The sequence below is a fragment of the Actinoplanes sp. NPDC051405 genome (assembly GCF_055586185.1).
In genome coordinates, this window is the sequence record NZ_JBVJIR010000032.1 from 52080 (window position 1) to 67552 (window position 15473).

A 15473-nucleotide genomic window follows, 5' to 3' on the forward strand; every position below is an offset into this window, starting at 1 on the left:
TTAGGGTGGGGACATGACGGACGGCGATGCCCACCGCTGGGTGCGCGAGCCCGCCAAGGACAGCGGCTACGGGCGTACCCAGTACGAACGCGACCGGGCCCGCGTCCTGCACTCGGCCGGGTTCCGCCGGCTCGCCGCCAAGACCCAGGTGCACACCGCCGGCTCCGACGACTTCCTGCGTACCCGGCTCACCCACTCGCTGGAGGTCGCCCAGATCTCCCGCGAGATGGGCGCCCGGCTCGGCTGCGACCCGGACGTGGTGGACGTGGCCGGGCTGGCCCATGACATCGGCCACCCGCCCTTCGGGCACAACGGCGAGGCCGCGCTCAACGAGGCCGCCGAGGCCTGCGGCGGCTTCGAGGGCAACGCGCAGACCCTGCGCGTGCTCACCCGGCTGGAGGCCAAAGTCGACGGCGCCGGCCTCAACCTGACCCGCGCCTCCCTCGACGCCAGCTGCAAGTACCCCTGGCCGCGCCGGCCCGGCCGGCGCAAGTTCGGGGTGTACGACGACGACCGCCCGGTCTTCGACTGGATCCGCCGCTCCGCGCCGGACGGCGAGCGACAGTGCCTGGAGGCCCAGGTCATGGACTGGGCGGACGACGTGGCCTACTCCGTGCACGACGTCGAGGACGGCGTGCACGGCCGGTACCTGTCGCTCGCGCCGCTGCTGCACGACGCGGACGAACGCGCCGAGTTGTGCGCCGACGTGGCCGCCACCTATTCGGACGAGACCCCCGAAGCTCTGGGTGAGGCCCTGCGGCTGCTGCTCGCCGACGAGGTGGTGACCGCTGTCGCCGGTTACGACGGCGGCTACCGCTCCCAGGTCGCCCTCAAACGGATGACCAGCGTGCTGACCGGCCGCTTCGTCTCCTCGGCGGTCGGCGCGACGAACAGCCGGCACGGCTCCCGCCCGGTCCGCCGCTACGACGTCGACCTCGTCGTGCCGCGCACGGTGCGTAACCAGTGCGCCCTGCTGAAGGGCATGGCGTTGCGCTACGTGATGCGCGCCCGCGCGGCCGAGGACTGGTACGAACGCCAGCGCGAGATCCTGGTCGAGCTGGTCGCCGTACTGGGTGAGCGGGCGCCGGACCACCTCGACCCGATGTTCGCCGAGCTGTGGAAGGCCGCGGAGACGGACGCGGCCCGGCTGCGCGTGGTCGTCGACCAGGTCGCGTCGCTGACCGATCCGGCCGCCGTCGCCTGGCACCGGACCCTGATGGCAGCGGGCCGGTGACGCGAGGCAGTATGTAGCCGTGGCGGGCAGGGTCAAGGACGAGGACATCGCGTTGGTCCGCGACCGGACCTCGATAGCGGACATCATCAACGAGACAGTGACGCTGCGCTCGGCGGGCGGCGGCAACCTCAAGGGGCTGTGCCCCTTCCACGACGAGAAGACCCCGTCGTTCACGGTGTCACCCGCCCGAAATGTTTATTTTTGTCATGGCTGTGGCGCGGGCGGCGACGCCATCAAGTTCCTGATGGACGCCGAGCACCTGACCTTCCTCGAGTCCGTCGAGCGGCTGGCCGGCCGGGCCGGCATCCAGCTGCGCTACGACGAGTCCGGGTTCAAGAACGAGGGACCGCGCCAGCAGCCCGGGCAGAAGCAGCGCCTGATCGCCGCGCACGCGGCCGCCGCCGAGTTCTATGCCGAGCAGCTCAGCACCCCCGGCGCCCGCAAGGCCCGCGAGTTCCTGGCCCAGCGTGGCTTCGGCCGCGACGCCGCCGAGAAGTACGGCTGCGGCTTCGCCCCCGACGGCTGGGACCTGCTCGCCAAGCACCTGCGGCAGAAGGGGTTCACCGCCGAGGAGCTGACCGTCGGCGGGCTGGCCAAGCCGGCCCGTTCCGGCTCGCTCATCGACCGGTTCCGCCGCCGCCTGCTCTGGCCGATCCGGGATCTGACCGGCGACGTGATCGGCTTCGGTGCGCGCAAGCTGTTCGACGACGACGACGGCCCGAAATATCTGAACACCCCGGAGTCGCCGCTCTACAAGAAGTCGCACGTGCTCTACGGCATCGACCACGCCAAGCGGGAGATGGCCAAGCAGGGCCGCGCGGTCATCGTCGAGGGCTACACCGACGTGATGGCCTGCCACGAGGCCGGTGAGCCGACGGCCGTGGCCACCTGCGGCACCGCCTTCGGCATCGACCACATCGGCGTGCTGCGGCGGCTGCTGATGGACAGCGACAGCTTCACCGGGGAGATCATCTACACCTTCGACGGGGACGCGGCCGGGCAGAAGGCGGCGCTGCGGGCGTTCGAGGAGGACCAGCGTTTCGTCGGGCGCACCTTCATCGCGGTCAGCCCGGACAACATGGACCCCTGCGAGCTGCGGCTGGCCCGCGGTGATCTGGCGGTCCGCGACATGATCGCGAGCCGGGAGCCGCTGGTCGACTTCGCGCTGCGGCAGACGCTGTCCCGTTTCGACCTCGACACGGTCGAGGGCCGGGTCGAGGCGATGCGCCGGGCCGCGCCGCTGGTGGCCAAGATCAAGGACCGGGAGAAGCGCCCGGAGTACGCCCGCAAGCTCGCCGGTGACCTCGGGATGGATCTGGAGCCGGTGCAGCGGGCCGTGGCCGCCGCCTCGTCGCCGGAGCAGTCCGGTGCGCCCACCCCGCGCAAGCCGGCCGACAGCCCGCAGCGCCTGGTGGAACGCGAGGCCCTGAAGCTGGCCCTGCAGTATCCGGTGCTCTCCGGCCCGATGTTCGACGCGCTCGGCCCGGAGTGTTACGGCGACCCGGTCTTCCAGGGCATCCGCAAGGCGATCGCGGCGGCCGGCGGCACCGCCTCGGCCACCGGCGGCGCCGGCTGGATCGAGGCGGTCCGCGACCTGTGCGACGACCTGGGCGGCAAGGCCCTGGTCGGCGAGCTGGCGGTGGTCCCGCTGCACGTCGACGGCGAGGCCGATCTGCGGTACGTGCAGGTGACGCTGGCCCGGTTGCAGGTCGGCGCGGTCACCACCCGGATCAAGGAACTGAAGTCCAAGGTGCAGCGGATCAACCCGGTCGCGCACAAGGACGAGTATCTGGCTCTCGCCGGGGAGCTCTTCTCGCTCGAACAGCACGCTCGCGCCTTGCGCGACCAGGCGGCAGGTGGATTGTGAGTCTCTTTCGTCGGCGTCCGAAGCTCCCCGCCGCGTTGCGGCCGGCCCTCGAGGCGGAGGAACGCGTCCTGGCGTGGGCCTTCGTCGGTGACCCGGGTGGTGAGCAGGTGCTGGTCGCGACCAACCGCGGCCTGTGGCTGCCCGGTGGTGAGCGGCTCGGCTGGCATGAGATCCACAAGGTGGCGTGGTCGGGGCGCGAGCTGCTGATCACGCCGGCCGAGGTGGCCCAGGAGCGCGACGGCTACACGGTGCAGGTCGACGCGCCGGTGCGGGGTTTCCTGCTGCTGGAGCCCGGTGAGCTGCCGGATCAGGTGCGCACCCGGGTGACCCGCTCGGTGGCGTACACGTCGCACCACCCGCTGCCGCCCAACGGCGGGGTCCGGGTGGTCGGCCGCCGGGTGAGCGGGGTGGACGGGCTGAGCTGGGCGGTCCGCTACGACGCCCGGACGGCCGTGGACGCCGAGCCGATCATCGAGGTCACCGACCAGCTCGTCGGTTCCGCGCAGGACGCGACCACCCCGTCGCTCTGATTTTTGTCGGACCCCTTCACTAGGGTCGGCCGGGTGACGCTCATTCACGCCCGGGGGCTGGTCAAGAGGTTCGAGGGGTTCACCGCGGTCGACGGCATCGACGTCGACGTGCGCCGGGGGGAGGCGTTCGGCTTCCTCGGTCCCAACGGCGCGGGCAAGAGCTCCACCATGCGCATGATCGGCTGTGTCTCCCCGCCGACCGACGGCGTGCTGCGCATCCTCGACATGGACCCGCTGCGCGACGGTCCGGCGATCCGCGCCCGCCTCGGCGTCTGCCCGCAGCTCGACAACCTCGACCTCGAGCTGACCGTCCGGGAAAACCTGACCACGTACGCCCGCTTCTTCGGCATCCCGCGCAAGGTCGCACGCGCCCGGGCCGACGAGCTGCTCGACTTCGTCCAGCTCACCGAGCGGGCCGACAGCAAGGTGGAGCCGCTGTCCGGCGGCATGAAACGCCGGCTGACGATCGCCCGGGCGCTGGTCAACGAGCCCGAGATCGTGCTGCTCGACGAGCCCACCACCGGCCTCGACCCGCAGGCCCGCCACCTGGTGTGGGAGCGGCTGTTCCGGCTCAAGCAGCAGGGCGTGACGCTGGTGCTCACCACTCACTACATGGACGAGGCCGAGCAGCTCTGCGACCGCCTGGTGGTGATGGACGGCGGCAAGATCGTGGCCGAGGGTTCCCCGCGCGACCTGATCGAGCAGTATTCGACCCGCGAGGTCGTCGAGCTGCGGTTCAACGCCGAGTCCCAGGAGGTCTTCGCGGACAAGCTGGCCGGGGTGGGCCGGCGGCTGGAAGTCCTGCCCGACCGCATCCTGCTCTACGTGACCGACGGCGACGACGCGGTGGCGGAGGTGCAGCGCCGGGCGCTGAGCCCGGCCAGCGTGCTGGTGCGCCGCAGCAGCCTGGAGGACGTGTTCCTGCATCTCACCGGCCGGACGCTGGTGGATTGAGATGACCCGCTACGTCCTGGAGTATCACCTCGTCAGCTATCGCCGCATCTGGCGGTCGAGCGTGCTGTCCTCCTTTGTGCTGCCGCTGCTCACCATGCTGGGCTTCGGGGTCGGTGTCGGTGCGTACGTCACCGGCGGAGTCGAGGGAGTGCCCTACCTGGACTGGATGGTGCCGGGCCTGATCGCCTCCACGGCCATGCAGGTGGCGATCGGCGACTCGACCTGGCCGGTGCTGGGCGGCTTCGAGTGGCAGCGGATCTACTTCGGTCAGGCGGCCGCCCCGCTGCGCGTCGCCGACATCCTCGACGGGCATCTCGCCTTCGTCGTCTTCCGCACGCTGATCAGCTGCGCGGCGTTCCTGGTCATCGCCACGGCATTCGGCACGATGCATTCGTGGTGGGCGCTGCTGACGCTGCCGATCGCCGCGCTGGTCGGCCTGGCCGTGGCCACCCCCGCTTTCGCGTATGCGGCGACGGTCCGCATCGACAGTTACCTGGCGGTGCTGTTCCGGCTCGGAGTGATCCCGATGTCGCTGTTCTCCGGCGTGTTCTTCCCGGTCGAGTCGCTGCCGGGGTTGCTGCGCTGGATCGCGTACGCGTTGCCGCTGTGGCACGGCGTCGACCTGAGCCGGGCCGCCACGCTGGGCGTCGCGCCGGCCTGGTCACCGATCGGGCACGTGCTCTATCTGGCTCTGTGGGCGGGCGCCGGCTGGCTGCTGGCCTACCGGGCGTTCCGCCGCCGGCTCGTGGTGTGAGGGGCTGACATGCTGACTCTGGTCCTGCCGCGGCTGATCTCGTTCGAGGGCGCCGGCCGGCGTTCGGCGTCCGTGGTCGAGCGCAACGTGACGACGCTGCAACCGTCGTACTGGCTGGTGATGGCCTCGGGCTTCATCGAGCCGATCCTCTACCTGTTCTCGATCGGCGTCGGCGTGGGCGCGCTGGTCGGCGACCTGACGCTGCCCGACGGCCGGGTGATCGGCTATGCGGCGTTCGTCGCCCCGGCCATGCTGGCGTCGTCGGCGATGAGCGGGGCGCTGTCGGAGACGACCTTCAACTTCTTCGGCAAGATGAAATTCATGAAGCTGTACGACGGGATGCTGGCCACCCCGCTACGGCCGATCGAGATCGCGCTGGGCGAGCTGGCCTGGGCGATGATCCGCGGCAACATCTACGCCGCGGCGTTCCTGGTGGTCATGGTCGCGATGGGCCTGACCACGCCGGGGCCGGCGGTGGCCGCGTTCGGGGCGGCCGTGCTGGTGGGCTTCGCCTTCGGCGGCACGGGGATGGCGCTGTCCACGTTCATGCGCAGCTGGCAGGACTTCGACCTGGTGGCGTCGGTCCAGTTCGCGCTGTTCCTGTTCTCCGGCACGTTCGTCCCGGCGCAGGCCTACCCGGCGGTGCTGCGCTGGGTCGTCGAGGTGACCCCGCTGTACCGCTCGGTCGACCTGATCCGGGCGATCACCACCGGCGAGGTCGGCTGGCTCCAGGCCCTGGACGTGCTCTATCTGCTGGCGCTGTTCGCGCTCGGCCTCGCGGTGGCGGGCCGCCGGATGGGCCGGCTGCTCTGCCGATAGCTGAAAGGTGGCTGAGATCCGGTGATTAGACGGGCATAACACCGGGCAACATCCCAGCTGAGGTCGTCTTTCGTGCGCGGTGTGTCTCCGGGGCACGAGGGCGGAAGCCGACCGAACGGACATTGCCGCAGCGCCCGGAGGGACCCGTCATGAAGCTTCACAAAGACAACGACGCGAAGAGCGAGGCCGAGGACAGGGCCCGCCACGACGTCGCGACGACCAAGACGGGGGAGGACAAGGACAACGACCTGTCCGCTCCGAGCCCCGACGAGGGCCCCGACAACCCGGCGAAGCTGAAGGGCAAGGGCATCTTCGCGGCGCTCAAGCGCACCCTCAAGCAGTTCTCCGAGGACAACGTCACCGACTGGGCCGCCGCGCTGACCTACTACGGCGTCCTGTCCATCTTCCCCGGCGTGCTCGTGCTGGTGTCGATCCTGGGCATGCTCAGCGACAACGGCCAGCAGACCGTGCAGGACACCGTCAGCGAGATCGCCCCGACCCAGATCAAGGACCTCCTCGACCAGGTGCTCACCCAGGTCTCCGACCCGGGCACGGCCGGCTTCGCCGCGATCCTCGGTCTGGCCACGGCGTTCTGGTCGGCGTCCGGCTACATCGGTGCGTTCATGCGCGCCTCGAACGCGATATACGACGTCCCTGAAGGCCGCCCGATCTGGAAGACCCTCCCGATCCGCCTCGGCGTCACCGCGATCGTCGGCCTGATGCTGATCCTGTCGGCCGTCATCGTGGTCTTCACCGGCGACCTGGCCCAGGCGGTCGGCGACACCATCGGTCTGGGTTCGGCCGCCGTGACCACCTGGAACATCGCCAAGTGGCCGGTCCTGATCATCCTGGTCAGCCTGATGTTCGCGATCCTCTACTGGGCCTCCCCGAACGCGAAGACCGGCGGCTTCCGCTGGGTCAGCCCCGGCGGCATCTTCGCCGTGGTGATCTGGCTGATCGCCTCCGGAGCCTTCGCCCTGTACCTGGCAAACTTCGCCAACTACAACAAGACGTACGGCACCCTGGGCGGCGTCATCGCCTTCCTGGTCTGGCTGTGGATCTCGAACATCGCCATCATGCTGGGCGCCGAACTCGACGCCGAACTCGAACGAGGCCGAGCGATCGCCGCGGGCCACCCGGCCGACGACGAACCCTTCCTCCAGCTGCGCGACGACCGCAAGCTCAAGAAGGGCAGCGAAAAAGGTCTGAGCACCAACTGACCGCCCTTCCGGCGCCGAACCGACGGCCGCGACCCCAACCGGGGTACGCGGCCGTCGGCCTGTCCGGGCGCTGTCTACTACTGGATGTCGGAGCTGGTCGGCCCCCGGACCCCTGTCAAGTCCTGCTGAACCAACCTCACCTCACCCGCCGAGCGGTTCCCGCCATCGGCGATGGCCTTGCGCCGGTGGGCGGTCGGGGCCCCGAGACCTTGGTAATTTGTGGCCCCCATAGGGGCCAGATCTTCCCAAGATCTACGTCGCGACACGTAAGGGGGCTGGTGAGCGGACCCCTTTGCACTGGGGGAGCCCGCATGTGCTCGGCGCGGTTGCGCGCATGCCCACCCGCTCCGCCCGCGCACTCGTCTCGCGCGGTGCTCGCCCCGCGCTCGGCGTTCGCGCGGTGCTCGCCTTGCGCTCGGCGTTCGCGCGGCCGGCGTCTCGACGCGTGCCGTGCGCCCGGAATCCCGCGCGTCCTGCGCGCCGCGCCTGCACGTTTGGCGTCCCGTGCGCCGCCTGGTTGCATGCCACGTGCTCGGCGTGTCCCGTCTCCTGGGCGCCTGCCTAGGGTGCTGCGCGTCGAAGGTCCTGCTTCTTCGCGCCCCGTGCCTGGCATCCCGTGCCTTCCTGCGATCTGGCGTTCCGGATTGCGTGGGCCGGAGTCCGGCATGCTGTTGGCTCTTGCTGTTGGCTCTTGCTGTTGGCTCTTGCTGTTGGCTCTTGCTGTTGGCTCTTGCGGTTGGCTCTTGCGGTTGGCTCTTGCTGTTGGCTCTTGCTGTTGGCTCTTGCGGTTGGCTCTTGCGCTTCGCTCTTGCGCTTCGCTCTTGCGGTTGGCTCTTGCGGTTGGCTCTTGCGGTTGGCTCTTGCGGTTGGCTCTTGCGGTTGGCTCTTGCGGTTGGCTCTTGCGGTTGGCTCTTGCGCTTCGCTCTTGCGGTTGGCTCTTGCGCTTCGCTCTTGCGCTTCGCTCTTGCGCTTCGCGCCCCGCTCGCTGCGCCCCGCGTCCTGCGTGGTTCGTGCTTGTCGCGGGCTTGGCGGCCCGCGGGCCTTGCGTCCGGCGCGTGTGCATGCCCGTCGACCGAAGCCCGACAGCCCCTGCGCTCCCTCAGGCCCGCCCCTGCGCTCTCCCTCAGGCCCTGCCCGGCCGGCGACCCCACGCCCGGGTCGCTTCCTCCTCGTCCCTGACCGCCGCGCAAGATCGTCCCATCAGGCGGCACCGGGGCAGCATTCTGTGCGTCGACGGGCACGCTCCGGATGGCTTACTGTCCAGGGCGGCGGATGCAGTTACTTTTGAATCAGGCGACAAAAGTTTGTGGTGATCATCGAGAAGGTATGGACGAGCCCACCGGAAGGGCCCTAGTGTGACGGTCGTGACACCGTCCCGTTTCGGCGGTGTGAACGGCCGGAGGTGCCCGTGCATGTCGTCGACGCCCCCCATTTGCGCTTGCTGCGCTTGTTGCGGGACGAGGGTCCGATCTCTCGGGCCGAGCTCGGTGATCGGCTCGATCTGACCCGTCCCCGACTGCTCGCCGAGGTTGAGCGGCTCGTCGCCGCGGGCTACATCGCGGAGGCCGGGATGGCCGCTTCGCGGGGTGGCCGGCGTTCCACTCTTGTCGAGTTGCAGCCGCGACTTCGGTTCGCCGCTGTTGATCTGGGCGCCAGCTCCATCGATGTCGAGGTCACCAACGGGCGGCTCGAGCCCGTCGCGGCGTACCGCGAAAGCGCTGACATCCGGTCCGGGCCGAAGGTCATCCTGCACCGGGTCAATGAGCTGCTCGCCAAGGCCCGCACCGACGGTGCTTTTGACCGGCTCGATGCCGTCGGCATCGGGGTGCCGGGCCCGGTGAGTTTCCGGGACGGGGTGCCGGTGTCGCCGCCGATCATGCCCGGCTGGGACCGCTACCCGGTGCGTGAGCTGCTCGCCCGCGAGCACGGGTGCCCGGCCGTCGTGGACAACGACGTCAACATCATGGCCATCGGGGAGCGGCACGGCGGGGTCGCCCACTCTGTGGACGACTTCCTCTTCGTCAAGATCGGTACGGGCATAGGCTGCGGCATCCACCTCGGCGGCGGTGTCTACCGGGGTGTCGACGGCTGCGCGGGCGACATCGGCCACATCCAGGTCGACGCGCACGGGCCGATGTGTTCCTGCGGCAACGCCGGTTGCCTCGAAGCGTTGTTCAGCGGCGCCGCCCTGGCCCGCGATGCCGGCGCGGCGGCCCGCAGCGGTGAGTCCCCGGCGCTGGCCGAGCGGTTCGCCGCCAACGGTGAGATCGGCGCCCGGGATGTGGCCGACGGCGCCGCGGAGGGCGACGTCACCTGTATCCGGCTGATCCGCGACGGTGGTCGCCGGGTCGGTGCGACGCTGGCCACGCTGGTGAGCTTCGCGAACCCGTCGATGATCGTCATCGGGGGCGGGCTCGCCCAGCTCGGTCACATCCTGCTCGCCGAGATCCGCAGCGTGGTCTACCGGCGCTCGCTACCGCTGGCCACCGGCAACCTACCGGTGGTGCTCAGCGAGCTCGGCGCCCGCGCGGGCGTGAGCGGCGCGGCCGTCCTGGCCAGCGACACGGCCTTCGAGCAGGCGTCATGACCGCCCCCGAACCGGCCCGCGACGACCGGCCCACCGCAATCCCGGCGACGGAAAGCACGGCCGCCGGAAGCCCGGCCGCCGAAAGCAACGCCGCCAGAAGCGCGGCAACCGGAAGCACGCCCGCCGGAAGCGCGGCAACCGGAAGCGCGGCAACCGGAAGCGCGGCAACCGGAAGTGCGGCGAGCGGAAGCACGCCCGCCGGAAGCACGGCCGCCACGGGAAGCTCGGCTGCCGGCACCGAGCAGCGCGAACGCGACGGCATCGGCGAGGTCGTCCTGCGCCTGGACGGCGTGGTCAAGACCTTCCCCGGCGTCCGCGCCCTCGACGGCGTCCAGCTCGAGGTCCGGGCCGGCGAGGTCCACTGCCTGCTCGGCCAGAACGGCGCCGGCAAGTCCACGCTCATCAAGGTGCTCGCCGGCGTGCACCACGCCGACGAGGGCGGCATCACCTGGCTGGGTGAGCCGTTCGCCCCGGCCAGTCCTCAGGCCGCCATGCGCGCCGGCATCGCCACGATCTACCAGGAGCTCGACCTCGTCGACGATCTTTCCGTCGCCGAGAACGCCTTCCTGGGTCACGAGGAGAGCCGCGCCGGTTTCCTGCGGCGGGGTTCCACCGCGCACCGTACGAGGCAGATCCTGGCCCGGCTCGGGCATGAGCACATCTCGCCACGCCGCCTGGTGCGGTCTCTGCCCGCGGCCGGCAAGCAGATCGTCAGCATGGCCCGTGCGCTCTCGCACGACGCCCGGCTGATCGTCATGGACGAGCCCAGCGCCGTGCTTGCTCATGACGAGGTCGAGAACCTCTTCCGGATCATCCGCGAGCTGACCGCGCAGGGCATCGCCGTCATCTACATCTCGCACCGGCTGGAGGAGATCCGCGACATCGGCGACCGGGTCACCGTGCTCAAGGACGGCCGTACCACCGCCGCCAATCTGCCCGCGCGCAGCACGCCCACGCGGGAGCTGGTCAGCCGGATGACCGGGCGGACCATCGAGTACGTCTTCCCGCCGCGCGAGGTCAAGACCGGCACCACGCCGCTGCTGCAGGTGGAGGGGCTGACCCGGGCCGGTGAGTTCGCCGACGCGTCGCTGACCGTCAAGGCGGGGGAGATCGTCGGGATCGCCGGGCTGGTCGGGTCGGGGCGTTCGGAGCTGCTCGAGACGATTTTCGGGGCCCGGCGGGCGGACAGCGGCACCGTCACGCTCAACGGTAAGCGGATCACGTCCATCGGGGCTGCGGTCCGGGCCGGCATGGGCATGGCCCCGGAGGAGCGCAAGAGCCAGGCTCTGCTGCTGGACGAGCCGATCTACCGGAACATGACGCTGGCCACCTTCAGCGGTTACGCGCGTGGTGGTTTCACCGATGTCGGCAAGGAACGTTCCGCCTCGGCGGAGACCGCCGATGCGCTGGAGTTGCGTCCGCGGGACGTGAGCCGGCCGGTACGCACGCTTTCCGGCGGTAACCAGCAGAAGGTCGTCGTCGGACGGTGGCTGCTTGGCGGGACCAAGCTGTTGCTGCTCGATGAGCCGACCCGTGGCGTGGACGTCGGCGCGCGGGCCGAGCTCTACCAGGTCATTGCGGACCTCGCCGCCCGTGGGGTGGGTGTGCTGCTGGTCTCCAGCGAGGTCCCCGAGGTGCTCGGTCTGGCTGACCGGGTGCTGGTCATGCGCGAGGGGCACCTGATCCACGAGGCGCCCGCGAGCGAGATCGACGAAGCCACTGTTCTTGATCTCGTCATGGCGGGATCTCTGATGGAAGGGGAGCCGGCATGACCGATCAGACGACCAAGGCAAGCCTGCCGGCGCAGAGTCCGCCGGTTGAGCCGCCACCGCCAGCGACCGACCAGACCCGGTCGCGGGGCAACTGGTTCAAGGGCGACGGCGCCGAGCCGCTGCGCCGCAACCTCGGCCTCATCGGGGTGCTGGTGATCCTGGTGATCATCGGCGCGATCACCCGGCCCGAGCTGTACGGCGACGCCACCTGGGTGAAGAACAACACCTTCACGATCCTGCAGCAGGCGTCCGCGATCGGCGTGGTCACCGTCGGCATGACGTTCGTGATCATCGGCGGTGGCATCGACCTGTCGGTCGGCGCGATCATCGCGGTGGCCGGCGTCTGGTCCACCACGCTGGCGACGCAGAGCTACGGCACTCTGGGCATGATTTTCACCGCCCTGGTGGTCGGCATCGTGGTCGGGCTGATCAACGGCGTGCTGATCTCGTACGGCCGGTTGGTGCCCTTCATCGCCACCCTGGCCATGATGGTCGCGGCCCGCGGTGTGGCGGCGCAGATCTCCGGCAAGCAGACCCAGGTGTCGGCGAACACCACGATCAACGACATCGCCAGCACCCGGTTCCTCGGCATCCCGCTGCTGGTCTACATCCTGGCGCTGGTCGTGGCCGCGGGCTGGGTGCTGCTGAACCGCACCACCTTCGGTCGCCGCACGGTGGCTGTCGGCGGCAACCCGGAGGCGGCCCGGCTGGCGGGCATCAACGTCAAGTTCCACACCGTGCTGCTGTACGCGTTGTCCGGCCTCTGCTGCGGCATCGCCGCGATCATGCTGACGTCCCAGGCGACCAGTGCCCAGGCCGCCATGGCGAACCTGTACGAACTGGACGCGATCGCCGCGGCGATCATCGGTGGCACGCTGCTCAGCGGCGGCCGCGGCACCATCATCGGCGCGCTGTTCGGCGTGCTGGTGTTCTCCACCATCACCAACCTCTTTGCGATCAACAATCTCTCCACCGAGGCCCAGAACATGGTCAAGGGCGCGATCATCGTCGCGGCCGTGCTGGTCCAGCAGTTCCGTTACAAGTCACTCACTCAACTCCTGGGTCGTACCAAGAGCTGACCTACCCCACAACCCCCCACGGCGACCGGTGACGGCCGCCCGGTCACCCCTGGAGAAAACATGTCGAACTTGTCCCGCCGCCGCATCCTCTTCGGTGGCGCCGCGGTCGGTGCCGGCGCCCTGCTCACCGCTTGCACCAGCAACACGCCGCAAGAGAACACCCAGGTCAACACCGGCAATCAGGATTCGAACCCGAACGCCGCCCCGGGCACCAAGGTGGTCATCGGCTTCTCCGCGCCGGCCGCCGACCACGGCTGGATCGCGGCCATCACCAACAACGCCAAGGCGCAGGCCCAGGCGTACAAGGACGTGGAGCTGCGCGCCGTCGAGGCCGGTGCGGACGCCGCCACCCAGCGGGCCGCGCTGTCCACCCTGATCGCACAGAAGCCGAACGTGCTGGTGATGCTGCCGCACGACGGCAAGGAGCTGAACGCCTCCGGGTTGGAGGCCATGAAGGCCGGCATCCCGGTGGTCAACCTGGACCGGGCCTTCCCGGACCGGGCCGCGTACCGGCTGCAGATCAAGGGCGACAACTTCGGCATGGGCATCGCGGCCGGCACCTACATCGGCCAGCAGCTCAAGGCCAAGGGGGTCACCAACCCGATCATCGGCGAGATCCCCGGCATCGACTCGCTGGAACTGACCCAGGAGCGGTCGAGGGGCTTCGTCGAGGCGCTGGCGTCCTTCGGCTTCAAGGTCGCCAACCGGCGGCCGGCGGACTTCACCGCCGACGGTGGCCAGCGGGCCGCGACCGACCTGCTGCAGGCCCTGCCCAAGATCGACGCCATCTGGAACCACGACGACGACCAGGGCATCGGCGTGCTCGCGGCGATCAACCAGGCCAGCCGCAAGGACTTCTTCATGGTCGGCGGCGCCGGCTCGAAGGCGGCCATCGACGCGATCACGGCCGACAACAGCCCGCTCAAGGCGACGGTGACCTACAGCCCGTCGATGGCCTCGTCGGCGATCTCGCTGGCCCGGTTGATCGGCCAGAACAAGGGCATGTCGGATCTGGTGGAGCTCCAGGTCCCCAAGGAGATCACCCTCGCCTCCGAGACGATCACCAAGGAGAACGCCGCCCAGTACGCCAAGCTCGGCTTCTGAGCGGTCCGTCCACTTCGGCGTAGAAGGAGATCACATGGGGCAGCTGCGGGTCGGCATGGTCGGGTACGCGTTCATGGGCGCCGCGCATTCTCAGGCATGGCGCACCGTCAACCGGGCCTTCGACCTGCCGCTGTCGGCACGGATGTCGGTCGTCTGCGGCCGCGACGAGGACAAGGTCGCGGCCGCGGCGGCCAAGCTCGGCTGGGAGGGGCACGCCACGGACTGGCGTGCGGTCGTCGAGCGTGACGACATCGACCTGGTCGACATCTGCACGCCGGGCGACACCCACCACGAGATCGCGCTGGCCGCGCTGGCCGCGGGCAAGCACGTGCTGTGCGAGAAACCCCTGGCCAATTCGGTGGCCGAGGCCCGGGAGATGGCCGCGGCCGCGGCCGAGGCCCAGACCCGGGGGGTACGGGCGATGTGCGCGTTCAACTATCGCCGGGTCCCGGCGGTGGCGCTGATGCGGCGGCTGGTGGCCGACGGCCGGATCGGCACCATCCGTCACGTGCGGGCGGTCTACCTCCAGGACTGGATCGTCGACCCGGAGTTCCCGCTGGTGTGGCGGTTGCGCCGGGACGTGGCGGGCTCGGGCGCGCTGGGCGACATCGGTGCCCACATCGTCGACCTGACCCAGTACGTCACCGGTCAGTCGATCACCGGGGTGAGCGCGCTGACCGAGACCTTCGTCAAGGAGCGGCCGCTGCCCACCGCGGCGGCCGGGCTGTCGGCGGAGGGCAACGGCAGTTCGGGCCGCGGTCAGGTGACCGTGGACGACGCGGCGCTGTTCCTGGCCCGGCTGGACGGAGGAGCGGTGGCCACGTACGAGGCGACCCGCTTCGCCACCGGCCGCAAGAACGGGCTGCGGGTGGAGCTGAACGGCTCGCTGGGTTCGCTGGTGTTCGACTTCGAGCGGATGAACGAGCTCGAGTTCTACGACGCCGCGCTGCCCAGCGCGGAGCAGGGCTTCAGCCGGATCCTGGTGACCGAGCCGGACCATCCGTACATGGCGGCGTGGTGGCCGGCGGGTCACCCGATCGGTTACGAGCACACCTTCACCCACGAGATGCGGGACCTGATCGAGGCGATCGCCACCGGACAGGACCCGACGCCCTCGTTCGCCGACGCGTTGCAGGTGCAGCTCGTCCTCGACGCGGTGGAGCGCTCGGCCGCCGCGTCGTCCTGGGTGGACGTGGAGGCCGTGCTGGCCGGTGTGTGAACCAGACCTCCGCCGTACGCCGCGAGGGACGAACCGGTTGCGCCCCGGGTCGTCGGGCGGGCGACGGAGCGGCTGTCCGGCATCGACCGTCCGGGTTCCCGGCCGGTGCCGGACAGCTGTGGGACATCCGCACGTGTGATCGTTCCGTGCGTGTCCAAGTGTGCAATTGATGCACAGATAACGCTCTCTTCGATGGTGTGTCGACTTGCCGTCGGAAGGGTCCACAAGCAGGTCATGGTGGGCGGGGGGGGGGGGGGGGGGGGGGGGGGGGGGGGGGGGGGGGGGGGGGGGGGGGGGGGGGGGGGGGGGGGGGGGGGGGGGGGGGGGGGAGGGG

General features: G+C 70.1%; 12 protein-coding genes. All 12 read left to right on the plus strand.

Translation table 11 applies throughout. The annotated features are described in order from the left end of the window. Positions 1-13 precede the first annotated feature (13 nt). The 12 genes from ACZ6S4_RS42650 (at position 14) to ACZ6S4_RS42705 (ending at position 15139) form a co-directional block, all read left to right on the plus strand. Positions 14-1234 carry a deoxyguanosinetriphosphate triphosphohydrolase gene (locus ACZ6S4_RS42650; RefSeq protein ID WP_465480343.1) on the plus strand — a complete coding sequence of 407 codons (1221 nt, stop codon included), beginning with the start codon at positions 14-16 and terminating at the stop codon, positions 1232-1234. Positions 1235-1253: 19 nt separating this feature from the next. Further along, positions 1254-3101, plus strand: a complete 1848-nt coding sequence (gene dnaG, locus ACZ6S4_RS42655) for a DNA primase (RefSeq protein WP_360822047.1) — start codon at positions 1254-1256, stop codon at positions 3099-3101. Next, on the plus strand, positions 3098-3631 hold the full coding sequence (locus ACZ6S4_RS42660; RefSeq protein WP_465480344.1) for a hypothetical protein: 534 nt from the start codon (positions 3098-3100) through the stop codon (positions 3629-3631). Before dnaG ends, ACZ6S4_RS42660 begins: the two co-directional genes overlap by 4 nt. Positions 3632-3664: 33 nt before the next feature. Next, on the plus strand, positions 3665-4585 hold the full coding sequence (locus tag ACZ6S4_RS42665) for an ABC transporter ATP-binding protein (RefSeq protein ID WP_465480345.1): 921 nt from the start codon (positions 3665-3667) through the stop codon (positions 4583-4585). Position 4586: 1 nt separating this feature from the next. Further along, a complete protein-coding gene (locus ACZ6S4_RS42670; protein WP_465480346.1) occupies positions 4587-5339 on the plus strand; it encodes an ABC transporter permease in 753 nt (250 codons plus the stop codon). A gap of 9 nt (positions 5340-5348) precedes the next feature. After that, entirely contained in the window at positions 5349-6158 is an 810-nt protein-coding gene (locus tag ACZ6S4_RS42675; RefSeq protein ID WP_465480347.1) for an ABC transporter permease, read from the plus strand. Positions 6159-6307: 149 nt separating this feature from the next. Then, positions 6308-7378, plus strand: a complete 1071-nt coding sequence (locus ACZ6S4_RS42680) for a YihY/virulence factor BrkB family protein (protein WP_465480348.1) — start codon at positions 6308-6310, stop codon at positions 7376-7378. 1408 nt (positions 7379-8786) lie between these two features. Next, the gene (locus ACZ6S4_RS42685; protein WP_465480349.1) at positions 8787-9965 is read left to right on the plus strand and encodes an ROK family transcriptional regulator; all 1179 of its coding nucleotides are present in this window, start codon (positions 8787-8789) and stop codon (positions 9963-9965) included. Beyond that, positions 9962-11737 (plus strand): sugar ABC transporter ATP-binding protein, encoded by a 1776-nt coding sequence (locus tag ACZ6S4_RS42690; protein ID WP_465480350.1) that lies wholly within the window; start codon positions 9962-9964, stop codon positions 11735-11737. Before ACZ6S4_RS42685 ends, ACZ6S4_RS42690 begins: the two co-directional genes overlap by 4 nt. Continuing rightward, on the plus strand, positions 11734-12816 hold the full coding sequence (locus ACZ6S4_RS42695; RefSeq protein WP_465480351.1) for an ABC transporter permease: 1083 nt from the start codon (positions 11734-11736) through the stop codon (positions 12814-12816). Before ACZ6S4_RS42690 ends, ACZ6S4_RS42695 begins: the two co-directional genes overlap by 4 nt. 60 nt (positions 12817-12876) lie before the next feature. Beyond that, entirely contained in the window at positions 12877-13920 is a 1044-nt protein-coding gene (locus ACZ6S4_RS42700; protein WP_465480352.1) for a substrate-binding domain-containing protein, read from the plus strand. Between the two features lie 34 nt (positions 13921-13954). Beyond that, positions 13955-15139: a Gfo/Idh/MocA family protein gene (locus ACZ6S4_RS42705; RefSeq protein WP_465480353.1), complete on the plus strand. Its 1185-nt coding sequence runs from the start codon at positions 13955-13957 to the stop codon at positions 15137-15139. The last annotated feature ends 334 nt before the right edge of the window (positions 15140-15473 follow it).